This is a genomic window from Brevundimonas sp. UBA7507, assembly GCF_002478355.1.
Lineage (GTDB): Bacteria > Pseudomonadota > Alphaproteobacteria > Caulobacterales > Caulobacteraceae > Brevundimonas > Brevundimonas diminuta_D.
This window is the reverse complement of the sequence record NZ_DLNP01000001.1, coordinates 51,472-77,834: the sequence shown is the minus strand read 5'-3', so window position 1 is coordinate 77,834 and position 26,363 is coordinate 51,472. Positions and strand designations below refer to the sequence as shown.

Annotated in this window: 26 protein-coding genes, 1 tRNA gene and 2 pseudogenes; 25 read left to right on the top strand and 4 right to left on the bottom strand. The window is 63.9% G+C overall.

The annotated features are described in order from the left end of the window. The 11 genes and pseudogenes from B3D50_RS00355 to B3D50_RS00305 form a co-directional block, all read left to right on the top strand. Window positions 1-278: pseudogene (locus B3D50_RS00355) on the top strand (bL21 family ribosomal protein); the annotation flags it as partial. Window positions 279-374: 96 nt separating this feature from the next. Beyond that, the gene (gene rpmA, locus B3D50_RS00350; RefSeq protein WP_040344569.1) at window positions 375-659 is read left to right on the top strand and encodes a 50S ribosomal protein L27; all 285 of its coding nucleotides are present in this window, start codon (window positions 375-377) and stop codon (window positions 657-659) included. Between the two features lie 177 nt (window positions 660-836). Further along, window positions 837-1,370 carry a GNAT family N-acetyltransferase gene (locus B3D50_RS00345; protein WP_286948723.1) on the top strand — a complete coding sequence of 178 codons (534 nt, stop codon included), beginning with the start codon at window positions 837-839 and terminating at the stop codon, window positions 1,368-1,370. Window positions 1,371-1,494: 124 nt separating this feature from the next. Next, a tRNA-Leu gene (locus B3D50_RS00340) sits at window positions 1,495-1,581 on the top strand. Window positions 1,582-1,743: 162 nt separating this feature from the next. Next, complete coding sequence (locus tag B3D50_RS00335; RefSeq protein ID WP_046651929.1) at window positions 1,744-2,358, top strand: ribonuclease D; 615 nt, start codon at window positions 1,744-1,746, stop codon at window positions 2,356-2,358. A 20-nt stretch (window positions 2,359-2,378) separates the two neighbouring features. Beyond that, on the top strand, window positions 2,379-3,041 hold the full coding sequence (gene lptC, locus B3D50_RS00330; protein WP_003163932.1) for an LPS export ABC transporter periplasmic protein LptC: 663 nt from the start codon (window positions 2,379-2,381) through the stop codon (window positions 3,039-3,041). Beyond that, complete coding sequence (locus B3D50_RS00325) at window positions 3,038-3,526, top strand: LptA/OstA family protein (protein WP_286948720.1); 489 nt, start codon at window positions 3,038-3,040, stop codon at window positions 3,524-3,526. The genes lptC and B3D50_RS00325 overlap by 4 nt, the downstream gene beginning before the upstream one ends. Window positions 3,527-3,532: 6 nt before the next feature. Next, on the top strand, window positions 3,533-4,333 hold the full coding sequence (gene lptB / locus B3D50_RS00320) for an LPS export ABC transporter ATP-binding protein (RefSeq protein ID WP_076224610.1): 801 nt from the start codon (window positions 3,533-3,535) through the stop codon (window positions 4,331-4,333). Window positions 4,334-4,441: 108 nt separating this feature from the next. After that, window positions 4,442-5,965 carry an RNA polymerase factor sigma-54 gene (rpoN, locus tag B3D50_RS00315; RefSeq protein ID WP_286948718.1) on the top strand — a complete coding sequence of 508 codons (1,524 nt, stop codon included), beginning with the start codon at window positions 4,442-4,444 and terminating at the stop codon, window positions 5,963-5,965. Window positions 5,966-6,038: 73 nt separating this feature from the next. Next, window positions 6,039-6,689, top strand: a complete 651-nt coding sequence (gene hpf, locus B3D50_RS00310) for a ribosome hibernation-promoting factor, HPF/YfiA family (protein WP_286948717.1) — start codon at window positions 6,039-6,041, stop codon at window positions 6,687-6,689. Between the two features lie 77 nt (window positions 6,690-6,766). After that, window positions 6,767-7,231, top strand: coding sequence for a PTS sugar transporter subunit IIA (locus B3D50_RS00305; protein ID WP_003163938.1), 465 nt, complete (start codon window positions 6,767-6,769; stop codon window positions 7,229-7,231). A 48-nt stretch (window positions 7,232-7,279) separates the two neighbouring features. On the opposite strand, the gene B3D50_RS00300 is transcribed toward B3D50_RS00305, so the two are convergent. Then, window positions 7,280-7,534: a DUF1150 family protein gene (locus tag B3D50_RS00300; RefSeq protein ID WP_003163939.1), complete on the bottom strand. Its 255-nt coding sequence runs from the start codon at window positions 7,532-7,534 to the stop codon at window positions 7,280-7,282. Between the two features lie 58 nt (window positions 7,535-7,592). Beyond that, a complete protein-coding gene (locus B3D50_RS00295) occupies window positions 7,593-8,012 on the bottom strand; it encodes an Hsp20 family protein (RefSeq protein ID WP_003163940.1) in 420 nt (139 codons plus the stop codon). A gap of 203 nt (window positions 8,013-8,215) precedes the next feature. On the opposite strand from B3D50_RS00295, the gene B3D50_RS00290 reads away from it, so the two are divergent. Then, window positions 8,216-8,890: an OmpA family protein gene (locus tag B3D50_RS00290; RefSeq protein ID WP_286948715.1), complete on the top strand. Its 675-nt coding sequence runs from the start codon at window positions 8,216-8,218 to the stop codon at window positions 8,888-8,890. A gap of 262 nt (window positions 8,891-9,152) precedes the next feature. On the opposite strand, the gene B3D50_RS00285 is transcribed toward B3D50_RS00290, so the two are convergent. Together B3D50_RS00285 and B3D50_RS00280 are read right to left on the bottom strand one after the other, a co-directional pair. Then, window positions 9,153-10,469, bottom strand: coding sequence for a UDP-glucose dehydrogenase family protein (locus B3D50_RS00285; RefSeq protein ID WP_286948713.1), 1,317 nt, complete (start codon window positions 10,467-10,469; stop codon window positions 9,153-9,155). Window positions 10,470-10,655: 186 nt separating this feature from the next. Further along, window positions 10,656-11,819: an OmpA family protein gene (locus B3D50_RS00280; protein WP_286948711.1), complete on the bottom strand. Its 1,164-nt coding sequence runs from the start codon at window positions 11,817-11,819 to the stop codon at window positions 10,656-10,658. Between the two features lie 240 nt (window positions 11,820-12,059). Between B3D50_RS00280 and B3D50_RS00275 the strand changes: the two genes are divergently transcribed. The 13 genes and pseudogenes from B3D50_RS00275 to B3D50_RS15755 all read left to right on the top strand — a co-directional run. Continuing rightward, window positions 12,060-13,382 carry a glycosyltransferase family 4 protein gene (locus B3D50_RS00275; protein ID WP_286948709.1) on the top strand — a complete coding sequence of 441 codons (1,323 nt, stop codon included), beginning with the start codon at window positions 12,060-12,062 and terminating at the stop codon, window positions 13,380-13,382. A 16-nt stretch (window positions 13,383-13,398) separates the two neighbouring features. After that, window positions 13,399-14,319 carry a sulfate adenylyltransferase subunit CysD gene (gene cysD / locus B3D50_RS00270; protein ID WP_286948707.1) on the top strand — a complete coding sequence of 307 codons (921 nt, stop codon included), beginning with the start codon at window positions 13,399-13,401 and terminating at the stop codon, window positions 14,317-14,319. Beyond that, complete coding sequence (gene cysC / locus B3D50_RS00265; protein ID WP_286948705.1) at window positions 14,319-16,172, top strand: adenylyl-sulfate kinase; 1,854 nt, start codon at window positions 14,319-14,321, stop codon at window positions 16,170-16,172. The genes cysD and cysC overlap by 1 nt, the downstream gene beginning before the upstream one ends. 6 nt (window positions 16,173-16,178) lie before the next feature. Further along, a complete protein-coding gene (locus tag B3D50_RS00260) occupies window positions 16,179-17,003 on the top strand; it encodes an ABC transporter permease (protein ID WP_286948703.1) in 825 nt (274 codons plus the stop codon). 44 nt (window positions 17,004-17,047) lie between these two features. Further along, window positions 17,048-18,208 carry a chain-length determining protein gene (locus B3D50_RS00255; RefSeq protein WP_286948701.1) on the top strand — a complete coding sequence of 387 codons (1,161 nt, stop codon included), beginning with the start codon at window positions 17,048-17,050 and terminating at the stop codon, window positions 18,206-18,208. 20 nt (window positions 18,209-18,228) lie between these two features. After that, on the top strand, window positions 18,229-18,876 hold the full coding sequence (locus tag B3D50_RS00250; RefSeq protein ID WP_286948700.1) for an ABC transporter ATP-binding protein: 648 nt from the start codon (window positions 18,229-18,231) through the stop codon (window positions 18,874-18,876). Between the two features lie 2 nt (window positions 18,877-18,878). After that, complete coding sequence (locus tag B3D50_RS00245) at window positions 18,879-19,742, top strand: hypothetical protein (RefSeq protein WP_286948699.1); 864 nt, start codon at window positions 18,879-18,881, stop codon at window positions 19,740-19,742. A 333-nt stretch (window positions 19,743-20,075) separates the two neighbouring features. Beyond that, window positions 20,076-20,642 carry a dTDP-4-dehydrorhamnose 3,5-epimerase gene (gene rfbC, locus B3D50_RS00240; protein WP_286948698.1) on the top strand — a complete coding sequence of 189 codons (567 nt, stop codon included), beginning with the start codon at window positions 20,076-20,078 and terminating at the stop codon, window positions 20,640-20,642. A 43-nt stretch (window positions 20,643-20,685) separates the two neighbouring features. After that, window positions 20,686-21,744, top strand: coding sequence for a dTDP-glucose 4,6-dehydratase (rfbB, locus tag B3D50_RS00235; protein ID WP_313414583.1), 1,059 nt, complete (start codon window positions 20,686-20,688; stop codon window positions 21,742-21,744). Further along, on the top strand, window positions 21,737-22,639 hold the full coding sequence (rfbD, locus tag B3D50_RS00230) for a dTDP-4-dehydrorhamnose reductase (protein WP_286948696.1): 903 nt from the start codon (window positions 21,737-21,739) through the stop codon (window positions 22,637-22,639). The genes rfbB and rfbD overlap by 8 nt, the downstream gene beginning before the upstream one ends. 2 nt (window positions 22,640-22,641) lie before the next feature. Next, complete coding sequence (rfbA, locus tag B3D50_RS00225; protein WP_286948693.1) at window positions 22,642-23,511, top strand: glucose-1-phosphate thymidylyltransferase RfbA; 870 nt, start codon at window positions 22,642-22,644, stop codon at window positions 23,509-23,511. Between the two features lie 170 nt (window positions 23,512-23,681). Then, window positions 23,682-25,835, top strand: a complete 2,154-nt coding sequence (locus B3D50_RS00220; protein ID WP_286948691.1) for a glycosyltransferase — start codon at window positions 23,682-23,684, stop codon at window positions 25,833-25,835. 259 nt (window positions 25,836-26,094) lie between these two features. After that, window positions 26,095-26,181 (top strand): annotated as a pseudogene (locus B3D50_RS15755) (hypothetical protein); the annotation flags it as partial. Between the last annotated feature and the right edge of the window lie 182 nt (window positions 26,182-26,363).

Genomic DNA, 26,363 nt, shown 5'->3' with positions numbered 1-26,363 from the left:
TCAAGATCTTCAAGAAGATCCGCCGTCAGGGCTATCGCCGCACGAACGGCCATCGCCAGATGGAATCGGTCCTGCGCATCACCGGCATCGAAGGCGCCGGCGAGAAGGCCAAGTGGGACGGCAAGGTCGAGCTGATCACCAAGGCGGAAATCAACGCCCGCGCTCGTGGCCTGGCCCCGCGCGTCGAGGCTGTCGAAGCCGAGGCTCCGAAGGCCAAGAAGGCTCCCGCCAAGAAGGCCGCCCCCAAGGCTGAGGCCTCCGAAGGCGCCGAGGCCTAAGATTTTCACCGGCGCTGGATCAGCGCCTAGCAGGACAGATGGCGCGCTCAAGCAGCCCGAACGGGCGGTAGCGCACCAAGGAAGAGGAGCAGCAAGATGGCTCACAAGAAATCCGGCGGTTCGTCGCGTAACGGTCGCGACTCAGAGTCGAAGCGCCTTGGCGTGAAGAAGTTCGGCGGCGAGCGCGTGCTGGCCGGCAACATCCTCGTGCGTCAGCGCGGCACCAAGTTCCACCCGGGCGCCAACGTCGGCCTGGGCCGCGACCACACCCTGTTCGCCACGGCGACCGGCGCGGTGCAGTTCACCACCAAACGTGGCGGCCGTTGTTACGTGTCGATTCTCCCGGCCAACGACGACGCCCAGGCGATGGCCGCCGAGTAACGCGAAGCCAGGACAGTATTTCCCCGGATCGCGTTGCTCTCGACAGCAGCCGATCCGGACCAAGGGAAAATTTTCCGCGGGGAGTCTGGATCACCAGGCTCCCCGTTTGCGTTTCCCCGCCTCGCAAGCCGCCCGAGCCCTCCAAGGAGGCGGCGCCGAAGACATCGAGGCCGAACCATGTGCGTGATCGAAACCTCCCCCGTCGTCGAGACGCGGCGTCTGCTGCTGCGCGCGCCCGGCGCCCAGGACGTGACGCGGATCGCGGCCCTGGCCAATGACCACGACATCGCCCGCATGACCCAGCGCATGCCCCACCCCTTTCGCGTCGACGACGCCGAGGACTTCGTCCTGCAGGTGGCGTCCCAGGATCCGAAGCGGGCCAACACCTTCCTGATCGAGCACGAGGACCACGGTCCCGTGGGCATCATCGGCATGTTCCAGAACACCGACGCCGTGCCCGAAGCCGGCTACTGGATCGGGCGCGAGTTCTGGGGCCGCGGCTATGCGACCGAGGCGCTGGAAGGCGCCCTGGTCTGGGCCTCGACGCGGTGGAAGCGCCGCGCCCTGATGGCCGGCCACTTCGCCGACAACCCCGCCTCGGGCCGGGTGCTGGAGAAGGCCGGTTTCCTGTACACCGGCGAGACCCGCCCGGCCTTCAGCCGCGCGCGGGGCGAAAGCGCCGATACGCGGATGATGGTCTGGCTGGCCTGATAGAGCGCGGATTTCTCGGAGCTTTTGGTCAACGGCGCAGTTTTTTCAGGAATCGAGAAAAAGCCTGTTGACCGCCCCGAGGCTCCCCCCTATTAGTCCGGCCCTCGGCGGGGCGACCCACCGGGCCCAGGTGGCGGAATTGGTAGACGCGCTGGCTTCAGGTGCCAGTGGCTTAACGGCCGTGGAGGTTCGAGTCCTCTCCTGGGCACCATTTCTCAAGCGGCGCTGTATCCGATCGGATGCGGCGCCGTTTGTCATTCCGGCCCTCCCCTTTCCTTTCGACGGCCGCGACAGCAAAGGTCGAGCTTGCGTCCTAGCGATAGCGCGCGGTTCGTCTATGTTACGGCCTGAACGACTGACGAGTTTTAATCGCATGACGGTTTATTTCCACGAAGGCGACCTGCCCGACGGCCTCGACCTGGGGCCGCAGGTGGCGATCGATTCCGAGACGATGGGCCTGCGCTTCCGTCGCGATCCGCTGTGCGTGGTGCAGTTGTCGTCCGGCGACGGGAACGCCCACGTCGTACGCCTGAACCGTCCGGCCTACGACTGCCCCAATCTGAAGCGGCTGCTGACCGATCCGAAGGTGCTGAAGATCTTCCACTTCGGCCGCTTCGACATCGGCATGTTCGACCTGCACCTGGGCGTCGAGACGCGCCCGGTCTACTGCACCAAGATCGCGTCGAAACTGGCGCGCACCTACACCGACCGCCACGGCCTGAAGGACGTGGCCAAGGAGCTGGCCGGAGTCGACATGTCCAAGGCGCAGCAGAGCTCGGACTGGGGCGCGGCGGAACTGAGCCAGGCGCAACTCGACTACGCCGCCTCGGACGTTCTGTATCTGCACGCCATCATGAACCGCCTGAACGAGATGCTGGTGCGTGAAGGCCGCATGGAGCTGGCCCTGGCCTGCTTCGACTTCCTGCCCGTGCGTTCGCGCCTCGACCTGGCCGGTTGGGACGAGATCGACATCTTCGCCCACGCCTGAGAATCGGACCCGAGACGCCGATGAGCGAACAGCCCGCCCAGGACGAGCAGAAGCGCGCCGACGAGGCGCGCGTCGCCCGCGCCGGCGAACGCTGGCGCACGCGCTCGCGCCGGGTGAAGCTGTATCGCCGCGTCCTGCCCATCGTCATCCTGATGCTGGCGGGGGGCGCCCTGACCTGGACCGTGTTCCGCACCGTCATGTCGGGGGTGGAGCGCAAGGCCAGCGAGAGCCGCGAGATCCGCCTGGACAACCCCATGTTCCACGGCCAGGACGCGCAGGGCCGCTCCTTCGTCATCGGCGCCCAGGGCGCGGTGCGTGATCCGGCGACCGGCCATTTCCGCCTGGTCGGTCCGCTGCTGCGGCTCAACCTCGGCGCGCGCAAGACGACCGAGCTGACCGCCGACGGCGGCACCTATCTGGAAACCCAGCGCAAGGTCGTCATCGGCCCGAACGTGAAGATTTCCGACGGCGGCACGGGCTGGACCCTGGTCACGCCCGAGGCCGTGGTCGACACCGAGACCGGGGTGGTGACCGGCGACAAGGGGGTGCAGGGTCGCGGCCCCCTTGGAAGCATCAATGCTTCGTCTTATGCGATTTATGATCAAGGCCAGCGGGTCGTTTTCAACGGCCAGGGCGAAACCAAGGTAAGCGGGACGATCAATCCCGCCGGAGCCGACCGATGAACATGTCCAAGTCCAAGCTGACGATCGCGGGCGCGGTCCTGATGACCGCCCTGGCCCTGCCCGCCGTTTCGGGCGCCCAAAACCGCGCCGACGCCAGCCGTCAGCCGGTCCAGTACGGCGCCGACAGCGGGGAATATACGCCCGACGGCTTCTCCCTGCGCGGACGGGCCGAGGTGACGCAAGGGTCCAACCGCCTGCGCGCCGACGCCATCCGCGGCTTCACGGCCAACGGGGAGCTGAGCCGCATCGAAGCGACCGGCAGCGTCTACTTCGTCACCCCGGACCAGAGCATGAAGGGCGACCGCGCCGTCTACACGCTGAACGACGGCAACGTCGTCGTGACCGGCGACGTCATCCTGACCCAGGGCAAGAGCGTGCTGACCGGCAACCGCCTCGTCTACAACGTCCGCACCGAGACGGCGCGCATCGAGGGCGGCGGCGCCAACGGCCGCGTCCAGGGCGTCTTCTATCCGCAAGGGAACTGACCCCGCGTGGCGCGCAAGGAACTCTCAGCCCTGAACCGGGACGCGCCCGCCGCCGAGACGGCGGCGACCTCGGCCGACGATGCGCGTCCGACTGGCCTTCGCGTCGAGCACATCGCCCGCAGCTTCGGCCAGCGCCAGGTCGTGCGCGACGTCTCCCTGAACGTCCAGCGCGGCGAGGTCTGCGGCCTGCTGGGCCCCAACGGGGCGGGCAAGACGACCTGCTTCTACATGATCACCGGCCTGATCCCCGCCGACAGCGGCTCGATCTGGCTGGACAATGAGGACATCACCCAGCAGCCCATGTACCAGCGCGCCCGCATGGGCCTGGGCTATCTGGCGCAGGAAGCCTCCATCTTCCGCGGCATGACGGTCGAGCAGAACGTCAAGGCCGTGGTCGAACTGCGCGAGAAGACCGCCGCCGGCGTGCGGGACGAGACCACCCGCCTGCTGGAAGAGCTGCGCATCGACCACCTGCGGCACGCCCCGGCCACCGGCCTGTCGGGCGGCGAGCGGCGTCGCGTCGAGATCGCCCGCGCCCTGGCCGCGCGGCCCAGCTTCATGCTGCTGGACGAGCCGTTCGCGGGCATCGACCCCCTGGCCATCGCCGACATCCGCCAGGTGATCCGCTATCTGTCCAGCCAGGGCATCGGCGTGCTGATCACCGACCACAATGTGCGCGAGACGCTGGACATCATCGATCGCGTCTCGATCATCTCGTCCGGATCCGTCCTGTTTGAAGGCACGGCCGACGAGGCCGTCGCCGACGCCGAGGTGCGCCGCGTCTACCTGGGCGAAATGTACGCCTGACGCCCAGAAGGCCTCACGCGGCGGTTGTTCGCCTCGCGTTAACGGCTTCCGATCCATGATCCCAGCAAGAAGCGGGCCAACAGCGCCTGCGCGCGGGGTGGAAACGACGTGATCGGTCAGAGGCTGGAGGTCAGACAGGGGCAGGGGCTGGTCATCACGCCCCAGCTGCAGCAGGCGATCAAGCTGCTGCAACTGTCGAACCTTGAGCTGGAGGCCTTCGTCGAGGGCGAGCTGGAGCGCAATCCCCTGCTGCAGCGGGACGAGGGCGAGCCCGGCTCCGAGAGCGCGCGCGAGGCCGCCAATGACGCGTCTGCGGGCGACGGCGGCGACGACGGCGAGATGCGCTTCGTCGAAGGCTCGGACGCCCACGCCCAGAGCCTGGACGCCGGCGCCGACGATCTGTACGGCGACGCCGCCCCCGGCGAGCGCGTCAGCGACCGCCGGGATGATCCGGCCACCGACCAGCCCGGCCTGGCCGACTGGTCCCGCGCCGGCTCCGGCGGCGGCCTGGCCGACGGCGAGGAGCGCGAACGCCCCGACCAGCGCGACGAGACCCTGTGGGAGCATCTGCAGGCCCAGGCCTCGGCCGCCGGCTTCAGCCCCGCCGACCACGCCATCGCCCTGACCCTGATCGACGCCACGGACGAAGGCGGCTATCTGCGCGCCGACCTGGGCGAGATCGCCGAGCGGCTGGGCGTGGACGAGGCGCGCATCGAGGCCGTGCTGGCCGTCTGCCAAGGCTTCGAGCCGACCGGCGTCATGGCCCGCTCCATCCCCGAATGTCTGAAGCTGCAACTGGTCGAGCGCAACCGCTTCGACCCGGCCATGGGCGCCCTGCTGGATCATCTGGAGCTGCTGGCGCGGCGCGACCTGGCGGCCCTGCGCAAAATCTGCGGCGTCGACGCCGAGGATCTGGTCGAGATGATCGCCGAGCTGAAGGCCCTGACGCCGCGGCCCGGCGCCGGCTTCGGCGGCGAACCGGCCCAGACGGTCGTGCCCGACGTCCATGTGCGCCCCGACCCGGCCGGCGGCTGGCGGATCGAGCTGAACACCGACACCCTGCCCCGCCTGCTGGTCGACAAACGCTATCACGCCGTGGTGGCGGCAGGCGCCCGATCGGACACGGAGAAGACCTTCGTCGCCGACTGCGCCGCCCAGGCCAGTTGGCTGGTCAAGTCGCTGGACCAGCGCGCCCGCACCATCATGAAGGTGGCGTCCGAGATCGTGCGCCAGCAAGACGCCTTCCTGGCCTTCGGCGTCGAGTTCCTGCGGCCCCTGACCCTCAAGACGGTGGCTGAGGCCATCGAGATGCACGAATCGACGGTCAGCCGCGTGACCTCGAACAAATACGTGGCCACCCCGCGCGGGGTGTTCGAGCTGAAGTTCTTCTTCACCGCCGCCATCCAGTCCAGCGACGGCGGCGCGGCCCACTCGGCCGAGGCCGTGCGCCAGCGAATCAAGACCATGATCGACGGCGAATCCGGCGACGGCGACGTGCTGAGCGACGACCGCATCGTCGAGATTCTGAACGAGGCGGGAATCGACATCGCGCGGCGCACTGTGGCGAAATATCGCGAGGCCCTGCGCATTCCCTCGTCGATCCAGCGCCGCCGCCTGATGAAAGCCGGCTGACCCCTTCTCAAGCGTCACCACAAATCGGTGATCGGCATTGACACCAAAGCCTGTCAGTCGCGTTCTAGTGGACATGAAGATCCAAGTCAGCGGCAAGCAAGTGGATGTCGGCGAAGCGCTAAGCTCGCGCATCTCCCAGGAACTCGAAGAGGGCATCGGCAAGTATTTCGCCCGCGGCGCCCAGGACGCCGAGGTCGTGGTGTCCAAGGATCGACACGGCTTCCGGGTCGATTGCTGGGTGCGTCTGGCCTCGGGCCAGTCGCTGGTGACGACCGGCTTCGGCGGCGACGCCCAGGCGGCCTTCGCCGACAGCCTGTCCAAGCTCGAGAAGCGCGTGCGTCGCTACAAGCGCCGCCTCAAGGACCACCACATCGGGCCCAAGGGCCTGTCGCCCGAGAAGACCGAGAACGCCGCGCGCGAAGTCGCCTCCCTGACTATCTTCCGCGACCCCGACACCGTCGAGGACGAGGAGTTCGGCGAGGCGGGCCTGCCGGGCGAACCGCCTCCCGTGGGCATGGTCATCGCCGAGACCGAGGCCGAGATTCGCACCCTGACCGTGGGGCGCGCCGTGGCCGAACTGGACATGACCGGCTATCCGCTGGTGATGTTCCGCAACGCCGCCCACGGCGGCCTGGCCGTGGTCTATCGCCGGCCCGACGGCAACGTCGGCTGGATCGATCCGCAACGCACGACCAAGGGCGCGGCGGCGCAAGCTGTCGGCTGAGGCTTCCTCAGGAAGGGCGAAGGCGCTAAAGAGCACCCGCCCTTCCGCCAATGTCGGGTTCGATTTTCGGGGTAAGCATGGACATCGCTGATTTGCTGTCGTCGGACGGGATCGTCCTGCGGGGCGGGGCGTCATCCAAACGTCAGGCCTTGCACGCCGTAGCGGAAGCCTTCGGCGCCGCTTTCGACCTGGACGCCGACAAGGCGTTCGAGGCCCTGCAGGAGCGCGAGGCCCTGGGCTCGACGGGTCTGGGGTCGGGCGTCGCCGTGCCGCACGCGCGCATCAAGGGGCTGGATCGGGTCTGCGCCGTCTTCGTGCGCCTGGACACGCCGGTCGCCTATGAATCGCTGGACGATCGTCCGGTGGACCTGTTGTTCGCCCTGTTCGCCCCTCTGGACGCCGGGGCCGAGCATCTGCGGGCGCTGGCGGCGGTGTCGCGCGCCCTGCGTTCGCCGGAACTGCGCGAGCAACTGCGCCAGGCGCGGACCGTGGACGCCATCCGCGCTCTGTTCGTCAAGGATGTGTCGAAGACCGCCGCCTGAGCGGTCTTCCTCACGTCTTCATCCGTTTCAAGAACGGCGCAGATGCGCCTAGTGGACCGACATCGGCTCTAGATCATGCGCCACGGCGGCCGCGAAGGCGGTCTCGCGGTCCAGCATGACGGCCAGACGCTCGCCGTCGGCGCCGTGCACCGCATAGAGAATCTGATCCGGATCGATTTCGATGTCGGCGGCCGTCTCGACCCTGACGTCCTCCAGAACGTCTGAGGCGCGGATCGCGCGGACATAGACCAGGTCCGGGGCGCCGAAATCGGCGAAGTCCTTCGTATTCATGTTGGGCGTCATAAGACCGCCTCCTTACGCTTGACTAAACGCCTGGAAAGCCAGGCGGTTCGACGGCCGTTCAGCCCGTCGTGATGGGTATGCGCCGCACGCTGCGTTCCTGTTCCGGGCGGATCAGTTCGACGTGCAGCAGGCCATGCTCCAGGCGGGCGCCCGCGATCTCCAGCCCGTCGGCCAGGACGAAGCTGCGGACGAAACCCCGCGCCGCGATGCCCCGGTGCAGGAAGGCCTGAGGGTCGCGCCCGGCGTCGTCGCGCTTGCCGGTGATGGTCAGCTGACGCCCTTCCACCGTGACCGACAGCTCTTCGGGGGTGAAGCCCGCCACCGCCAGGGTGATGCGCACCGCCGCCTCGCCGAGCTGCTCGACGTTGTAGGGCGGATAGGACTCGGCCGCCGCCTTGGCCGCCCGATCGATCAGGGCGCGCGTATGGTCGAAACCCAACAGGAAGGGGCTGTCGAACAACAGGGTGCGTGCAGTCATGGGGCCCTCGCAATGAAGCGACCTCGGCCGTCCGGCGCCCCCCGTAATCGGCGAAGCGCCCGGCCGCTGTTACAGATGGGGGGACAGGCTGCGGAGGTCAACGGCAGGCGACGCCGGTCCGCGTTCATGGTCCATACACATTGAAACCTTAACTGTGGGGCAAGCGTTCACGCGACCAGAAGTCGCCATCGAAAGGATTTCCCATGCGCGCCAAGATCGCCGTCGCCGGTCTGAGCATCGCCGCCCTGCTGGGCGCCGCCGCCTGCACCACGACCGACCCCTACAGCTCCGCGCCCCGCCGCAACAACACCGGCACCGGCGCCGTCGCGGGCGCCCTGGGCGGCGCGCTGCTGGGCTATTTGACCAACACCTCCAGCGGCGAGCAGGGCCGCAAGAACGCCCTGATCGGCGCAGGCATCGGCGCCCTGGCCGGCGCCGGGGTCGGCCAGTACATGGACGGCCAGCAGCGCGCCCTGGAAGCCGAACTGTCGGGCACCGGCGTCGGCGTGGCGCGTCAGGGCAACAATCTGGTCCTGCGGATGCCGTCGGACGTGACCTTCGCCACCAACCAGTCGGACTTGGACCCGCGCTTCCTGCCGGTGCTGGACGACGTGGCCCGCGTGCTCAACCAGTACGACCGCTCGATGGTCGACGTGGTCGGCCACACCGACTCCTCGGGCGGCGACGCCATCAACCAGCCGCTGTCGGAGCGCCGCGCCGCCTCGGTCGCCTCGCACCTGATCAACCGCGGCGTGATGCGTGAGCGCATCTATGTCGCCGGCATGAGCGCCCGCGCGCCGATCGGCTCCAACGCCACGCCGGAAGGCAAGGCCCAGAACCGCCGCGTCGAAATCCTGATTCGCCCCTTCACGGGCTGATCGGCGACAGCTGGATGTAAAGAAGGGGGCGGCGCGTTATGCGCCGCCCCCTTTTGCGTGCTCCACAGTCAAGCCAAAAACAGCACAGCTTCACGCCCTGCCCTCTTGCCTTGCGGGGCGGACTGTCGGCCTATCCAGGCAGGAGATTCGGATGGAAGACGACGGCCTGGGCCGGGCGATGAAACTGATCGGGATCGCGGCGGTGTCGGCCGTCGTGGTCGCCGCCGCAGTCATCACGGCCGGTCGCCTGCTGCTGCTCTAGTCAGGCCGCGTCCAGCGGGCGGCCGATGGAGAAGTAGCGGAAACCGCGCGCCCGCATGTCTTCCGGGCGATAGACGTTGCGCAGGTCGACCATGACCGGCTGCTTCAGCAGCAGCTTGATCCGGTCAAGATCCAGGGCGCGGAACTGATTCCACTCCGTCATGATGACGGCGGCGTCAGCGCCCGATAGGGCGTCGTAGGGGCCGTCCTTGAACACCACGCCGTCCAGCAGCTTGGCCGCCTCCTCCATGCCCTCGGGATCGAAGGCCTGGACAACGGCGCCGCGCTCGATCAGCGCCGGGGCCACGTCCAGCGAGGGGGCGTCGCGCATGTCGTCGGTGTTCGGTTTGAAGGTCAGGCCCAGCAGGGCGACCGTCTTGCCCTTCAGATCGCCGCCCAGGGCCTCGGCGACGCGGTCGGCCATGGCCTTCTTGCGCGCATCGTTGATGGCGACCGTGGTCTCGATCAGCTTCAACGGCGATCCGGCGTCGGTCGCGGTGCGGACCAGGGCCAGGGTGTCCTTGGGGAAGCACGATCCGCCGTAGCCCGGCCCGGCGTGCAGGAATTTCGAGCCGATGCGGTTGTCCAAGCCGATGCCGCGCGCGACCTGCTGCACGTCGGCGCCGACCGCCTCGCACAGGTCGGCGACCTCGTTGATGAAGGTGATCTTCATGGCCAGGAAGGCGTTGGCCGCATATTTGATCAGTTCGGAGGTGCGACGCCCGGTGAACATGATCGGCGTCTCGTTCAGGTTCAGCGGCCGATACAGCTCGGCCATGACGGCGCGAGCGCGCTCGTCGGTCGTGCCGACCACCACGCGGTCAGGGCGTTTGAAGTCGCCGATGGCGGCGCCTTCGCGCAGGAACTCAGGGTTGGAGACGACCGCGAACTCGGCGTCGGGACGACGCTCGCGGATGATGCGCTCGATCTCGTCGCCGGTGCCGACGGGGACGGTAGACTTGGTCACCACGACGGTGAAGCCCTGCATCAGGTCGGCGATCTCCTCGGCCGCCGCATAGACGTAAGACAGGTCAGCATGGCCGTCGCCGCGCCGCGACGGCGTGCCCACGGCGATGAAGACGGCGTCCGCCGTGCGGATCGCCTCGGCGCCGTCGACGGCGAAGGCCAGACGCCCGTCGCGGACGTTGTCAGCCACAAGATCATCCAGCCCCGGCTCATAGATGGGCATGATGTTCTGGTGCAGGCGCTCGATCTTCGAGGCGTCCTTGTCGACGCAGGTCACCGTGTGGCCGAAATCGGCGAAACAGGCGCCTGACACCAGGCCGACATAGCCTGTTCCAATCATAGCGACGCGCATGGACTGCTCCTCTTATCAACCGTCCCTGCCGCAATAGCCCCGGTCGCGGCGGATCGCCAGCGAAGCCCGACCGCAGGTCCAAGAAAAAGCCAAAGAAAAAGGACGGCCGCCCCGTGGGATCGACCGTCCTTCATGTCTTGCAACCTTAAGGTTTCGGGGGCCGATCACGACCGGCCCCCTTGAGCCTTAGAAGTTGATGTCGACGGTGGCGCGGCGGTTCAGCGGCTCACGCACGCCGTCGCCGGTGGCCTTGGCAGGCTGGGTCTCACCCTTGCCGTCCAAGGAGATCACGCCGCCGTTGACGCCTTGAGCGACCAGGGCGTCAGCCACGGTGCGCGCACGGCGGTTCGACAGGCCTTGGTTGTAGGCCGCAGCGCCCTGGGTGTCGGTGTGGCCGACCACCAGCACGCGGGTCGGAGCGCCCGACTTGGCGTAGTTGGCGGCTTGCGTCACCACCGAGCGGGCTTCCGCCGTCAGGTCCGAACGGTCGAAGTCGAAGTAGACCACGAACTGACGCGCAGCCGGCTTGGCCGGAGGCGGCGGAGGCGGCGGCGGGGGCGGGGGGGGAGGCGGCGGGGGCGGCGGGGGCGGCGGCGGCGGCGGCGGGGGAGCCGCCGGCTCGGCGCCGAACGCATAGCGCAGGCCCAGCGTAACGGTGTGCGACTGGTCGTAGTCGCCCGAGAACGTTCCGTACGGAACAGCGCCCGTGCCGACCGACGAGTTGTCGAATTCCATATCGCCCGTCAGATAACGGTACGTCAGATCGATGTTGGCGCGATCGCCCACGGCCCAAGCCAGACCGGCGATCGCCTGAGCGGCGAACTTGGTCGAGCTGTCGTCGGCGGCGAAGGTGACGCCCGGGTTCTGGCGCAGGCGGCCAATCGTATCGACATTGACGCGGTTCACACCGACACCCAGGCCGACGAACGGACGAATGGTCCAGTCCGGCGAGCCGAAGTCGTACAGGACGTTGGCCATCAGAGTCGTCGACTCGATGTCGCCTTCCGGCGAGTGGCACGGGCCGGTGGCCGGGGTCAGGTTGCACAGGCCGTTCGGGCCCGAGACAGCGCGCACCTTGCCGATGTCGCCCGAGCGGTAGCCGCCTTCGAGTTCCATGCGCCAGTTCGGGTTGAAACGGTAGCCGAGGCGAGCGAACGCCGCCCAGCCGTCGTTGACTTCCCAATTCCAGTTGTGGCCGTTCGTCGACGCTTCCGTGTTGATGTCGTCGATGATGTGGTAGCCGGCGTCGATCGCGCCGTACCAGCCATCGGGCTCAGCCGATGCAGCGCCGGCCGACAGGGCCAGGGCGGCCGCTGCGCTCGACGCCAGGATCAAACTCTTGACACGCATGGGATGCGGCCCTCCGAGGTCTATTGACGGGTGGGCGACCAGAAAGTCACCTGCCGCGTCCCTACCAGCGTTGCCATTTCTGGTCGAGCATAAAGACATCAAAGTCACAGGTAATTTGAGAACAGTGGCCCACACGCTACAGAAATAAACAGAGGGTAAACGCCAAGCGCGCCTGCCCCCTTGACCTGCCGCTCGCCCTGTCGTCCACATCCGCCCAATCGCTACGACGTATTGGACACCATGGCTTCCATCTGCATTGACGGCTTCAACCTGGCGCTGGCGAAGGGATCGGGCATCGCCACCTATGGTCGGAATCTGCTGATCAACGCGCGTGAAATCGGCCTGGGAACCCAGGCCCTGTATGGCCCGCCCACCCCGCGCCGCGCGAGCAACGTCGTCAATGAAACCGCCCTGACCGACGCCGAACGTCCGCCCGAAAAGCTGAGCCGTAAGAAGAAGATGCAGCGTTTCCGCGACACCTACATGTCGCGCTTTGGCCGTGAGGCCCACGCCATCCTGCCTTCAGGCGAAGTGATCTGGCCCAGTCGCGGCGGGGGTCGCCCGGCCGTCGACCGTTTCTGGGCGGCGCAGAACCTGTTCCAAAACGCCAACCGCTGCTTCGCCGCATACGGCAAGGAAACGTCGGTCCTTTTTGAAGCGACGAATGACGCGCCCGCGCCCGATGTGATGCATTGGACGGCGACCCTGCCGCTCTACGCCAAGGGCGCGCCGAACATCTACACCATCCACGATCTGATCCCGCTGCGTCTGCCGCACACCACGATGGACGACAAGGCGGTGTACATGAAGCTGTGCCAGGCCGTGGCCGCCCGCGCCGATCACATCGCCGTCGTCTCTGAAACCACCCGCCAGGACGTCATCCGCCTGCTGGGCGTGTCCGAGGACCGCGTCACCAACACCTATCAGGCCGTCCACCTGCCAACGACGCTGACGGAACGCAGCCAGGCCGAGGTGGAACTGGAGTTGGAAGGCGTCTTCAACCTGGGATGGAAAGACTACTTCCTGCATTTCGGCGCCATCGAGCCCAAGAAGAACCTGGGCCGGATCGTCGAAGCCTATCTCGCCTCGGGCAGCAAGACCCCTCTGGTCATCATCGGCGGCCGCGCCTGGCTGGACGAGGGCGAGACCGCCCTGCTGAACCAGGTCAAGCGCGACGAGGGCCCCAGCGCCGACCGTATTCGCCAGTATGAATACATGCCCTTCTCCATGCTGATTAGCCTGATCCGAGGCGCGAAGGCCACGCTGTTTCCGTCCCTGTATGAAGGCTTCGGCCTGCCGGTGCTAGAATCCATGGCCCTGTCGACGGCGGTGCTGACCTCGACCGGCGGCTCCCTGCCCGAAGTCGCCGGGGACGCGGCCGTGATCGTCGATCCCTATGACGTCCAGGCGATGACGCGCGGCATCCAGGCGCTGGACGCCGACGAGGGCCTGCGCTACGATCTGCAGGCGCGGGGCCTGATCCAGGCTGGTAAGTTTACGCCCGCCGCCTATCAGGCTCGACTGCGTGACCTGTACGGCAAGGTCGGCCTGACGCAGGCCTGACGTCGTGTCTAACCCCATGCTCACCGCCCTTTCCTCTGAACGCCTGACGCACCTCCAGAGGCTGGAGAGCGAGAGCATCCACATCTTGCGCGAGGCCGCGGCCGAATGCGCGCGCCCGGTGCTGCTGTATTCGATCGGCAAGGATTCGGCGGCCCTGCTGCACCTGGCGCGCAAGGCCTTCCATCCGGCCCCGCCGCCCTTCGCCCTGCTGCACGTCGATACAACGTGGAAGTTCCGCGCCATGTACGCCCTGCGCGACCGCATGGCCGCCGAAAGCGGCATGGAGCTGATCGTCTACAGAAACCCCGAGGCGGTCGAGCGCGGCGTCAATCCGTTCGACCACGGCTCGGCCGTGCATACGGATCTGTGGAAGACGCAAGGGCTGAAGCAGGCGCTGGATCTGCACGGCTTCGACGCCGCCATCGGCGGAGCGCGTCGCGACGAGGAGGCCAGCCGAGCCAAGGAGCGCGTCTTCTCCTTCCGCGGCCCCGGCCATCTCTGGGATCCGCGCAGTCAGCGGCCGGAGCTGTGGAGCCTGTATAACCCGCGCGTCTCGCCGGGCGAGACCATGCGGGTCTTCCCCTTGTCCAACTGGACCGAGCTGGATGTGTGGGACTACATCGCCGCCCAAAATATTCCCGTCGTCGACCTGTATTTCGCCGCACCGCGCCCGGTCGTGAGGCGCGAAGGCGCCCTGATCGTCGTCGATGACGAAAGGATGCGGCTGAAGCCTGGCGAGAAGTCCGAGGTTCGCACCGTGCGCTTCCGCACCCTGGGCTGCTATCCTCTGTCCGGCGCCATCGAGAGCGAGGCGACGACGCTGGAGGCCGTCATCGCCGAAATGCGCGCCTCGCGCAGTTCCGAGCGCCAGGGCCGTCTGATCGACCGCGACCAGCCCGGGTCGATGGAGCACAAGAAGCAGGAGGGCTATTTCTGATGGCGTCAGCGCCCTCCACCCAGCGCGACCTGCTGCGTTTCATCACCTGCGGCTCGGTGGACGACGGCAAGTCGACGCTGATCGGCCGTCTGCTGCATGACGTGGGCGCCGTGCCCGACGACCAGATCGCCGCCGTGACTGATGCGGACGGCGCGCTGGACTTCTCCCAACTGGTGGACGGCCTGTTGGCCGAGCGCGAGCAGGGCATCACCATCGATGTGGCCTATCGCTATTTCTCGACCGAGCGGCGCAGCTTCATCGTCGCCGACACGCCCGGCCACGAGCAATACACGCGCAACATGGCCACCGGCGCCTCGACCGCCGATGCGGCGATCATCCTGGCCGACGCGCGCAAGGGAGTGCTGACCCAGACGCGCCGTCACGCTCATATCTTGGCCCTGATGGGCGTGCGTCAGGTGGTTCTGGCCGTCACCAAGATGGACCTGGCGGACTGGAGCCAGACTGCGTTCGAGCCCATCGCCGCCGAGTTCGCCTCCTACGGCGCCCAGGTCGGGCTGGAGGTCACTGCCATTCCGGTGTCCGGCGCGACCGGCGCCAACATCGTAAGACAGTGCAAGCGGGCCGGCTGGTACGCCGGCCCGACCGTCCTGCAGACTCTGGAGGCCTTGACGCCGCTGTCAGAAGGTCAGCACCTGCCGTTCCGCATGGCCGTGCAAGGCGTGGTCCGGCCGCATCTGGACTTTCGCGGCTATACGGGCCGAATCGCGGCGGGTCGTTTGAGACCCGGCGACGCCGTGCGCGCCCTGCCTTCCGGCGTGACGACCACGCTTGCGCGCGTCCTGACGCCTACTGAAGACGCCGAAGAGGCCCGCGCCGGCCAGTCGGTCGTCCTGACCCTGACCGACGAGATCGACCTGTCGCGCGGCGACGTCCTGTGCGCCGCCAACGCTCCGCTGGAGACCGCCGACCAGTTCGAGGCCGCCGTCATCTGGATGGCCGAGGCGCCGCTGCTGCCCGGCCGTCAGTACGACCTGAAGCTGGGCGCGCGCACCGTCGCCGCCTCGATTACCGACATCCGGCACAGGGTCAACGTCAATACCCTGGAGCCGCTGGCCGCGCGGACTCTGGAGCTGAACGATATCGGCGTCTGCCATCTGTCGCTGGGCGCCGACATCGCCTTCGCCCCCTATGAGGAAGACCGCGAAATGGGCGGCTTCATCCTGATCGACCGGATGAGCCAGGCGACAGCCGGGGCCGGGATGATCCGCTTCGCCCTGCGCCGCGCGCACAACATCCATCGCCAGCCGATCAAGGTCGACCGCGCCCGTCGCGCCGCCCTGAAGGGCCAACAACCGGCCGTGCTGTGGTTCACCGGCCTGTCGGGCGCAGGCAAGTCCACCATCGCCAACCTGGTCGAGGAGCAGTTGGCCGCCGAGGGGCGCCACACCTATCTGATCGACGGCGATAACCTGCGCCACGGCCTCAGCCGCGACCTGGGCTTCACCGAGGCCGACCGGGTCGAGAACATCCGCCGCGCCGCCGAGGCCGCCCGCATGATGGCCGACGCCGGGCTGATCGTCCTGGTGTCGCTGATCTCGCCCTTCCGCGCCGAACGGGCGATGGCCCGCGAGATGATGGGCGACCTCCCCTTCCTGGAAATCTTCATCGACGCCCCGCTGGAGGTAGTCGAGGCCCGAGACGTCAAAGGGCTCTACGCCAAGGCCAGACGCGGCGAACTGACCAACTTCACCGGCATCGACAGCCCCTATGAGGCGCCGGAAAATGCTGAAATTCATGTCCAAGTCATAAAAAGTACGGCAGAAGAGGCGGCGAGCATCATCCTTGATGCATTCCTGAGCTCGTCCGGGCTTCGTCCGTCCCGGTCTAGGTAAGGTTCAATGGCTTCCGATACGCCCCTGTCTGACAAGCCGACGTCGTTCCTGCGCCGTTTCGCAGCCGGCGTGGAGCATCACACGCGCATTGTCGGGGCGCTGATCCTGCGCGAAATGGCCACCCGCTACGGCCGCACCGGGCTGGGTTTCGCCTGGATTGTCGGCGAACCGCTGCTCTTCTGTTTCGGCGTGATGATCCTCTGGAGCTTCACCAAGTCGCCCTATGAGCACGGTATCCGCCTCGCCCCCTTCGTAATGACCGGCTACATGAGCCTGATCCTGATCCGACACATGATCAGCCTGCTGTCCACCGCGCTGCAATCGAATCTGGGGTTGCTCTACCATCGCCGCATCGCCCCGATGCACATATTGTCTGCCCGCATCATCCTGGAACTGGCTGGCAGCACGACCGCCTTCCTGATTGTCTATCTGGTGCTGCTCAGCCTTGAACAGGTCAGCCTGCCGTTCAACTATCTGCTGCTTTATCAGGGCTGGTTCACCCTAGCCTGGGTCGCTTCGGGTCTGGCCCTGGTGCTGGCCGGACTGGCCATGCGTTTCGAGGTGTTCGAACGCATGATCGGACTGATCAGCTACGCCATGATCCCACTATCGGGCGTTTTCTTCATGGTTGCGTGGGTGCCGCCAGCGGCTCAGAAGATCTATCTGACCGTGCCCTTCGTCCATGGTGTGGAAATGATGCGCGCGGCTGTGTTTGGCGAGTTCGTGATCACCCACTACGATCCCATATACCCGATCATCTGGGGCGCATGCCTCAATATTGCAGGCCTGCTGCTGATCGCTGGTGCCCGGGAGCACATGTCGTCCGATTGATTTTATTTACCATTTATGTCCATTCCCAAGGGTAGAAGGCACGCATGGCCGACTCCAAGCTGCAGTACGTAGGCTCCTTGCCCAAAATGCTTTCAGGGCCAGGAAAGACCGGTAAAAAGCGCAAGCTTCCGATCGCCTTCATGATCGTGGTGGGCGCGCCCACCGTGCTGGCCGCTGTCTACTATCTGCTGATCGCCTCGCCGCGATATGTATCGGAGGCACAGTTTGTCGTCCGCTCGGCGAATGTATCCCAACCCACGACGGTCGGCATGGCGTTGAGCGTTGCGGGCTTCTCGACCAGCACCAATGAAGCCTTCGCTGTTCATGAGTACCTGACATCTCGCGACGGCATGAAGGAAATGCAGAAGCGGTTCAACCTGCGCGCCATTTTGGGCCGTCCCGGCGCAGACGCCCTGTCTCGTTACCCACGTCCTTGGGACGGCGACAGCGAAGAGAGTCTCTATAAGGCCTTCCAGCGCTTCCTCACGGTCGGCCACGATGCCGGCACCGGCATCAGCACCATCCGCGTTCAGGCCTTTTCCGCCCGTGAAGCCCAGGCGCTTAATCTGGCGATGCTGGATAGCGGCGAGACCCTAATCAACCAGTTGAACGAACGCGCGACCACGAACGCCCTGCGCGATGCCGAACGCGACCGCCAGGCCGCCCTGGCCGCCGCCGAGACCGCCAGACAGGCATTGACCGCCTTCCGCACCTCGACGCGCTTCCTCGACCCGCGCGCCGAAGCGGCGGAAAGCACGCAGGTCAGCGCAACCCTGTTGGTCACCATCGCCCAGTTGAAGGCCGAACGCGACCAGCTGACGGCCGAGGCGCCAGCCAGCCCGCAACTGCCGGCCCTGAACCGTCGCATCGCCGGGCTGGAACGCCAGGTGGAGGACGCCCGCGCCCGCCTCGCCGGTGGCGCCGACTCCCTGGCGCCCAAGTTAGGCGCCTATGAAGACCTGATGCTGCAGCGCGAGATTGCGGAACGCCGCGTCGCCCAGGCCGAAGCCAGCCTGCTGACTGCCCAGCAGGAAGCCAGCCGCCAGAAGCTCTACCTGGAGCGCATCGTATCACCCAGCCTGCCGGACAAGGGCAACGAGCCGCGCCGCTGGCGGGCGATCTTGACCATTTTCGCCTCATCGCTGCTGCTTTACGCCATCGGATGGCTGGTCTGGGCCGGCATTCGGGAACACAGGCAGAACTGATGGCGCTCGAAGAGCCGGGCTTGCGGGTCCTCGACGTCAGCAAGAAATTCAAGTCGAGCAAACGTCCCGTCTTCAAGGATGTCAACTTCGACCTCGGCCGCTCTGGCCGGCTCGCCCTGCTGGGCCGCAACGGCCAGGGCAAGTCGACGCTCATCCAGATGCTGGGCGGCATCATGCCCCCCAGCACGGGCAAGATCGAATGGAACATGACGACGTCCTGGCCCATCGGTTTCTCCGGCGGCTTCCAAGGCAGTCTGTCCGGACTCGACAATGTCCGCTTTTTGTCGCGTCTGTATAAACGCGACTACAAGGAGACCCTGGCGCGGGTCGACGACTTCGCCGAACTCGGCAAGGCGCTGCGTGAGCCGGTCAAGCATTTCTCGTCCGGGATGCGCGCCCGCCTGGCCTTCGGCCTGTCGCTGGCGATCGAGTTCGACTGCTATCTGATCGACGAACTGGTGGCGGTCGGCGACGCCCGCTTCCAGCGCAAATGTCAGGAAGGCCTGTTCGAAGACCGAGGCCACTGCGCCTTCCTGATGGCGTCGCACGACACCAATCTGATCACCCGCTACTGCGACCGGGCCCTGATCATCGAGAGTGGCAAGGCCAAGATTTTCGATGACATCCAGGAGGCCGTCGAAGTCTACACCTGGCTGCGCGCCGCCTGACCATGCCTAACACCAAACAACATCTGTGGCTGATCATTCCGCCATGCGCCGATCGGGATGACTGGGTGGCTTCGATCACAGCACAGGCGACGGATGCGGGCTTTGCGGTCATCAATTCGGCAGTTGACGCCAACACGGCCGCGCCAGGCAAGACATTGACCCTGTCGCCAAACCCTGAAGAGGCTCGCAAAGCTGGCGTTCAGGCAAAGGACGTTGCCGTCTTACTGAGCACCAACGGTCCCCTCTCCGCCAAGGTGGACTCAGACAACGACCCTGCTCCACGCCATGCTGCGGTCAAGAGTGCTTCTGACCTCATCCGACGCGGATACGCCCTCTATCCCGACCGAGTTTTCAAAGCCGAAGACTTCGCAGCCACTACAGTCGAACCCTTTCCCGGCCTCTCCTTGCTTGGCCCAACATCCCCCCCAACGTCCAATCGTAACAGAGCGCTAAAGGAGGCCCTTTCCATCTACGCGGTCGACCACGCCTTCTGGGGAAGTGAGGTTTTTGATATCAACGCAAAGGATGTTCGCCACAACAAGGAAGAAGCCGTCCTCGACCTGACCGGCCGTCCGCGCTTCCTGGTCTTCGGCCCTTACATCGTCATGCCAGCGGGACGCTGGAAAGCTGTCGCCCGTATTGGCTTCAGCGCGCCCACCACAAGACACCAGTACAGGGTCGATTGGGGGGCTCAAGATACATACACCTCACATCACTTTCGTCCGGAGCGGGAAGGCGTATTCCAGGTTGAAATCGAATACGAATGGGATAAGCCCTCGGCGTCCGAATTTCGACTGTTGTTGCTAGAGGGAGCCTTCGACGGCGAAGTGACTTTCTTTGGCGTTGAGATCGTCCGGGTTGGTTAAAACCTGCCGAGACACGTCCCGGCCCCCGCAGGAAGCCTATGAGCAACTCTATCAGGATATCGTGGCCTGCGCCGCTTGACCAATGAGACCCCCAATTGTCGCTTGCACCTGACAACCCGAGGCAAGTTGAAGCGATTAGATAACCGCTCCAGATCGCTCGGAAGCGATCTCGAAATTTCAAAATTCCTACCATAGAAAACCATGAACAGAGGCTGCAGGTGGTGCTGAGTACCTGAGAGGCGGATTGCCCTACCGAGAACGCTTGGGCTACATGCACTCGCACGCTGAGGATCTCTAGGATTGCGTGACCTTGTTGAGAGAAGCGACGAACGCATGGCGACGGTCCAGCTATTAAAAACCAAAAGATTCGGCGACAATCGCGGCTGGTTTTCAGAAACTTATTCTGAGCAATCACTGGCCAAAGCGGGCATCCATCATAATTTCGTCCAGGACAATCACTCGTATTCGGCCTTAACAGGGACCATTCGTGGATTGCACTTTCAGAGGCCTCCGTATGCACAGGCAAAATTGGTCCGGTGCGCACGCGGTTCCATAATGGATTATGCTGTAGATGTTCGTCGGGACTCTCCAACCTATGGCAAGTGGGTTTCCGCCCTGCTGTCAGCTGATAACGGCTCCCAGCTCTATGTGCCTGTTGGTTTTGCCCATGCCTTCATCACCCTCGAACCCGATACCGAGGTAATTTATAAGGTTTCCGCCGCTTATGCGCCGGATTGTGATGGCGGGCTGCTGTGGAACGACCCCGAAATCGGAATCGATTGGCCTCTCCCGGCCCTGGGCCCGATCTTGTCGGATAAAGACGCAGCCCTGCCACCGTTAGCCGAATTTGACAGCCCGTTTGACTATGACGGTGTCCCCCTAACGGCACTATCCGATTAGGCTGCACACCCGATACAGCGACGCTACTGACGGAGAAATTATTTTGCGCATTCTGGTTACGGGAGGAGCTGGTTTCATCGGCTCGGCTCTTGTTCGTCAGCTGATGAATCACACGGACCACGAGGTGCTAGTCTATGACAAGCTCACCTATGCAGGCGTCCTCAGCTCTCTTGAGCCTATAGTCTCCAATCCACGCTACAGCTTTGTTCGCGCCGACATCACCGACCCAGAAGCCGTTGTTAAAGCCCTGACGGAATTCAGACCGCAGGTAATCGCTCACCTGGCGGCTGAAAGTCATGTTGATCGCTCGATCGACGGGCCCGGCGAATTTGTCCAAACCAACGTGGTTGGCACCTTCGTTATGCTACAACAGGCACTAGGTTATTATCGCAGCCTGGATGATCAGGCCAAAGCAGCTTTCCGTTTCCACCATATCTCCACGGACGAAGTATTCGGATCGCTGGGGGATGAAGGCTTATTTACGGAAACCACTGCCTACGACCCCCGGTCTCCCTACTCGGCGTCAAAGGCATCATCCGATCATCTCGTCCGCGCTTGGGGGCATACGTACGGCCTCCCCATCCTGGTCACCAACTGCTCGAACAACTACGGCCCGTATCATTTCCCTGAAAAACTAATCCCCTTGATCATCATTCGCGCCCTGAATGGTGAGCCATTGCCCGTTTACGGCGACGGGACCAATGTGCGCGACTGGCTCTTTGTCGATGATCACGCTCGCGCCCTGCAAGCCGTGTTCGAACGCGGCACGCCAGGCGAAACCTATAATGTAGGCGGCAATGCAGAACGCCAGAACATCGAGGTGGTGCGGGCCATCTGCGCCGTGCTGGACAGGGAACGCCCCCGTGTCGACGGCCGCCTGTATGCTGACCAGATAACCCATGTCGCGGACCGGCCAGGCCACGACCATCGTTACGCCATTGATGCGTCGAAGATCCGGCGAGAGCTGGGGTGGGAGCCGACAAAGACGTTTGAAGAGGGGATCGGCCTCACGGTCCGCTGGTACCTCGACAACCAAGAGTGGTGGCAAACTATTGTGACTAACAGCTATGCTACCGAGCGCCTGGGCAAAGCCCATGCTTGAGACTGAGCAACCGCTTTCCATCCTTCTCACCGGCGGTGCTGGACAGGTCGGATTGGAACTCTTGGCTGCCAAGTGGCCGGATCACATCACACTTCACGCACCGGCGCGTTCCGAGTTAGATTTGGGTAATGCAAGCGCCATAGCGCGGCTGTTCTCGTCGCGCGCTTATGCGGCGGTTATCAACTCAGGCGCCTACACCGCCGTGGATCGGGCCGAGAACGAAGTGGCCGCCGCCTATTCCGCCAATGCTCTAGGGCCGGCGCTTCTGGCCGACGCAACCCGTGCAGCGGGCATCCCGTTGATCCAGGTCTCGACCGACTACGTCTTCGACGGTGCGCGTATCGGTGAGTACAATGAAGACGAAGCCGTACAGCCTCTTGGCGTGTATGGAGCTTCTAAATTGGCTGGCGAGATGGCCGTTCTGAGGGGCAACCCTCGCTCCACAGTGTTGAGGACCGCATGGGTCGTTAGCCAACACCGCACGAATTTTGTCAAAACCATGCTTCGGCTGGCGACTGAGCGGCCCACGCTGCGCGTCGTGAATGATCAGCACGGCAATCCCACTTCAGCTAGGGATATCGCCGAAGCCCTGAAGACGATCACACTGCGCATGATTGAAGACGAGGCGGCCCCACGAGGCATTTTTCACTTCGTCAACGCCGGCGCTACAACCTGGGCAGGGCTGGCGCGTGAAGTCTTGGCCTTCAGCGAAGCCCACGGCGGCCCCACAGCCAAAGTAGAGAACATTACCACGGCCGAGTTTCCTACTGCCGCAAGCCGCCCAGTCAATTCCCGACTGGCGACGCAGAGAATCCAGCGCGAATACGGCGTTGTTCCTCGCCCTTGGCAGTCTGCCGTTTCTGAAATTGTGGACCAGCTGTCCGTCAAGGAGTGACCATGAAAGGTATTATTCTCGCCGGCGGCTCCGGCACACGGTTGCATCCGATGACGTTGGTCACATCGAAGCAACTCATGCCAGTCTACGATAAGCCGATGATCTATTATCCGCTCTCTACACTGATGCTGGCGGGCATTCGTGAAGTCCTGATCATCTCCACGCCGCGCGATACGCCAGCCTATCGTGCGCTTCTCGGTGATGGGTCGCGCTGGGGCATGGACATCCAGTATGCCGTTCAACCCAGTCCAGACGGGTTGGCGCAGGCCTATATCATCGGCGCCGATTTTGTCGGCGACGAGCCATCAGCTCTCATTCTGGGCGACAATATTTACTACGGTCACGGCATTAATGACCTTTTCGTCAGCGCTATGTCACGATCAGAAGGCGCCACCGTTTTTGCGTACCATGTCAACGATCCCGAGCGATATGGAGTGGTTGATTTCGACACGTCCATGAAGGCCCTCTCGATAGAGGAAAAGCCAACCGCCCCTAGATCCAATTGGGCAGTGACTGGGCTTTATTTCTACGACAAGGACGTGGTTGAAATTGCAGCCAACCTAGAGCCTTCAGCTCGCGGCGAGTTGGAGATCACCGACGTCAATCGTATTTATCTAGAGCGAGGAAAGCTTTCTGTCGAAATCATGGGGCGCGGCTTCGCCTGGCTGGACACCGGTACGCCTGACAGCCTGTTAGAGGCGGGTGAATTTGTCCGTACACTCGAAAAACGTCAGGGTTTCAAGATTGCGTGTCCCGAAGAGATCGCATTCGATCGCGGCTTCATCGACGTTAATCAGCTGGAACGACTATCACACGACTTCGGAAAAAGCTCTTATGGCCATTATCTGCGCAATGTCATCGCAAAATACTAGATGGATGCGCTTGGCGGCGAGGCGCTTCTTACTTCCGAGCCAGCCCCTCGCCCAGTGAGCGATCTCGACCGATATGACACCATAGCTACCGGTGGACTGATGCAATCCTCTAATCTGCGGTTAGATCTGTGAAGATCTCGAGGTGGCTCGCGCGGGCGTATCGTAAGGCTATGACTCACTCGTCTCGCCATTCTCCTTCGCTCCCAGCGGAGGATGCTGCAAAGACAGCGGCTAGATTGGGTGACGCTGCTAGGGATCGGCAAGACTGGCAGGACGCCATTACAAATTACGGCCTTGCGCTAGTACTTGCTCCCACGAATCTGCCTATTCGCATTCAGTTAGGGCATGTGCTGAAGGAAGCTGGGCGTTGGTCCGAAGCTGAAGCAGCCTATCGCCTTGCCTGCGCCGCGGACCCAGCCGACGGAGAGCTACGGCTTCACCTTGGCCACGTTCTCAAGATGCAGCAACGCCGAGAGGAAGCTATTGAGATATACTTGGAAGCGCTGGACATTGATCCCAGCCTAATCATCGCACGCAACGAACTAATCGCCATTGGTGGGCGCGACTTCCTGCCGAAGGGGCAATATGGACACCCGGCTATCTCTGCCAGCCTCGGGCGGATCAGCGGCCTCCTGGATCAGAATCTAGATGCAATTCGAGAATGGCTGACAGTATCAACCTACCCGGTAGAGGCCTACCATAACTTCAAATCGACCTTCCCTGTACAGCCTCCCCCAGCAGCGGCTGGTTCTAGTCTGGTCGTATTGATCGATGCAGTCGACGTGGATCCCGACCTTCTTCGTCTATCGCTCAACAGTCTTCTCGACCAAAGGGACAGCAATTGGACAGCCGTGATCCGTGTATCGGCGAACCTGAACGAACACCCTGTCGCCAGTTATGCCTGTCAGGATAGCCGGATCACCTTCATCAGAAACGACGCTAAGGAGCCTTGGCCTACGCAACGTCCAGATCTGATGTTATTAACGGAGGCAGGTTGCAGTCTACACTGTGAAGCTGTGGGATGGCTGCGCTATGCTTCGGAGCGAACGGGCGCCGACGTTATCTATGCTGATCACGACCACCACACTTACGACTGGCGGCGCGGGGCGACCTATAGCAGACCCGCCTTACACGCCATGCCCGACATCCACGATCAGACAAACACTCCCGATCCACCGTTGTCCCTGCTTGTACGCGCTGCTGCGCACCCCCTAATGGTGACTTTCGGAGCGGCTGCGGGTAGCGAATGGCGCCGTAGCATCCTGGTTAACGCCCTGGCGAGCGACCTGATCGTCGCCCATCTACCACGCATACTTAGCAGCAAACGTATTTCAGATACGGCGACAATGGTGCACGCTCCACCTACTCGCAAACGTACGCGCCGCGCCGATAATAACGAGAGAATACTGGTCATTATCCCGAGTCGGGATCAGGCTGACATTCTCAGATCATGCCTCGACAGCTTGAAAGAAAAGCTTTCAAATCCAGAGGCTGTCGATGTGCTGGTAATCGACCACCGCAGCACCGAAGCTGATGCCCTGAACCTTCTTTCCGAACGCGTCCTGAGCGGCGATATCGAAGTCATGAAGGTGGATGAACCCTTCAACTGGGGACGCTTCAACAACCTGGCTGCTACCCGGCAGAACCACGACATATTCGTGTTCGCCAATAACGATATCGAGTTCCTCACCCAGGGGTGGGACGACGTCGTTCGCAGTAGTTTGGCTGATGAAGCCGTAGGGATTATAGGCGCCAGACTTCTCTATCCAGATCGGACGATCCAGCATGCAGGCATAGCCATGGGAATCAACCAGGGCCGGCCTGTTCACGAAGGCGTCGGCGCAGACATGGCGTCAGGTGGGCCGATGAATCGTTGGCGCCGCCCGCGCCAGGCATCTGCCGTCACGGGGGCGTTGATGGCGATTAAGCGAAGTATATTTGAAGCAGTCGAAGGCTTCGATGAAAGATTCGCGGTCGCGTATAACGACATTGATCTGTGCCTGCGCATCAGAGAGGCTGGCTTCCGTGTCCTATACGAGCCCCGGCTCGAGGCTATTCACCACGAGTCGAAAACACGCGGCCATAACGTCGATGACGCCCGGGTGGCATGGGATGACGGCGAGCTCGCAGACATGTATGACAAGTGGGGCGAAGCCATGCTGCACGAGCCTGGCAAAAATCCGCACTGGGTTTCCGTTGGTTCCCGCGCACATGACGGTTATCGCGATTTAAGCATGAGCCAGATTCTTCATCACCTGGATCGCAGCGCCGCTGTCAACCCTTGGGCCATAGGCCAACAAACCTCCAAGCCGAGCCCTGTCTGATTACACATTTTGATGGTGTGACTCTTTCATCGGAATGGAAGTAAGCCATATGTGAGCCACGTTCGTACGGGAGCGCCACGGCCAAGCGCGCCGTCCTAACAGCAATACAATGATCGCAAGCTTCGCTCGCGACACTGAGCCGGGATTTGGGGTCAGCCTCAAAACGGTGGTGAAGTGGCGGAAGCAGACGGACGTGCCCTGAGAATTTCCTCCACTCGGGGCCAGGTCATAATGAAGATTTAGCTATTTGAGCCACAGCATGACAGCGGCGAGGGTGACGGAACCTCGGAAGGTAGAGGCGAGCTTGTCGTATCGGGTTGCGATTCGTCGGAAGTGTTTGATGCGGTGAAGAAGCGTTCGATGCCGTTGCCCTCCATGTAGATGGCCCTGTCGTAGGCGTGCTGATGCCGCCGATGCCTGCGGGACAGGATGACGGGTTCGCCGCCTTGTTCCAGGATGCGGTCATGCAGGCTCGGCCAAGACATAATCTGCGGCGGCGCCGTCGATCAGGTTGGGGGGGGGGGGGGG

Excerpts from the sequence above, each read along its gene's own strand:
- B3D50_RS00255 (WP_286948701.1), top strand. The coding sequence starts at position 17,048 with ATGGCCGACTCCAAGCTGCAGTACGTAGGCTCCTTGCCCAAAATGCTT.
- rfbA (WP_286948693.1), top strand. The coding sequence starts at position 22,642 with ATGAAAGGTATTATTCTCGCCGGCGGCTCCGGCACACGGTTGCATCCG.
- B3D50_RS00325 (WP_286948720.1), top strand. The coding sequence starts at position 3,038 with ATGAACATGTCCAAGTCCAAGCTGACGATCGCGGGCGCGGTCCTGATG.
- B3D50_RS00345 (WP_286948723.1), top strand. The coding sequence starts at position 837 with ATGTGCGTGATCGAAACCTCCCCCGTCGTCGAGACGCGGCGTCTGCTG.
- rfbD (WP_286948696.1), top strand. The coding sequence starts at position 21,737 with ATGCTTGAGACTGAGCAACCGCTTTCCATCCTTCTCACCGGCGGTGCT.
- lptC (WP_003163932.1), top strand. The coding sequence starts at position 2,379 with ATGAGCGAACAGCCCGCCCAGGACGAGCAGAAGCGCGCCGACGAGGCG.
- B3D50_RS00295 (WP_003163940.1), bottom strand. The coding sequence starts at position 8,012 with ATGACTGCACGCACCCTGTTGTTCGACAGCCCCTTCCTGTTGGGTTTC.
- B3D50_RS00260 (WP_286948703.1), top strand. The coding sequence starts at position 16,179 with ATGGCTTCCGATACGCCCCTGTCTGACAAGCCGACGTCGTTCCTGCGC.
- cysC (WP_286948705.1), top strand. The coding sequence starts at position 14,319 with ATGGCGTCAGCGCCCTCCACCCAGCGCGACCTGCTGCGTTTCATCACC.
- hpf (WP_286948717.1), top strand. The coding sequence starts at position 6,039 with ATGAAGATCCAAGTCAGCGGCAAGCAAGTGGATGTCGGCGAAGCGCTA.
- rfbC (WP_286948698.1), top strand. The coding sequence starts at position 20,076 with ATGGCGACGGTCCAGCTATTAAAAACCAAAAGATTCGGCGACAATCGC.
- B3D50_RS00300 (WP_003163939.1), bottom strand. The coding sequence starts at position 7,534 with ATGACGCCCAACATGAATACGAAGGACTTCGCCGATTTCGGCGCCCCG.
- B3D50_RS00335 (WP_046651929.1), top strand. The coding sequence starts at position 1,744 with ATGACGGTTTATTTCCACGAAGGCGACCTGCCCGACGGCCTCGACCTG.
- rpmA (WP_040344569.1), top strand. The coding sequence starts at position 375 with ATGGCTCACAAGAAATCCGGCGGTTCGTCGCGTAACGGTCGCGACTCA.
- B3D50_RS00280 (WP_286948711.1), bottom strand. The coding sequence starts at position 11,819 with ATGCGTGTCAAGAGTTTGATCCTGGCGTCGAGCGCAGCGGCCGCCCTG.
- B3D50_RS00245 (WP_286948699.1), top strand. The coding sequence starts at position 18,879 with ATGCCTAACACCAAACAACATCTGTGGCTGATCATTCCGCCATGCGCC.
- B3D50_RS00290 (WP_286948715.1), top strand. The coding sequence starts at position 8,216 with ATGCGCGCCAAGATCGCCGTCGCCGGTCTGAGCATCGCCGCCCTGCTG.
- cysD (WP_286948707.1), top strand. The coding sequence starts at position 13,399 with ATGCTCACCGCCCTTTCCTCTGAACGCCTGACGCACCTCCAGAGGCTG.
- B3D50_RS00220 (WP_286948691.1), top strand. The coding sequence starts at position 23,682 with ATGACTCACTCGTCTCGCCATTCTCCTTCGCTCCCAGCGGAGGATGCT.
- B3D50_RS00305 (WP_003163938.1), top strand. The coding sequence starts at position 6,767 with ATGGACATCGCTGATTTGCTGTCGTCGGACGGGATCGTCCTGCGGGGC.
- B3D50_RS00285 (WP_286948713.1), bottom strand. The coding sequence starts at position 10,469 with ATGCGCGTCGCTATGATTGGAACAGGCTATGTCGGCCTGGTGTCAGGC.
- B3D50_RS00275 (WP_286948709.1), top strand. The coding sequence starts at position 12,060 with ATGGCTTCCATCTGCATTGACGGCTTCAACCTGGCGCTGGCGAAGGGA.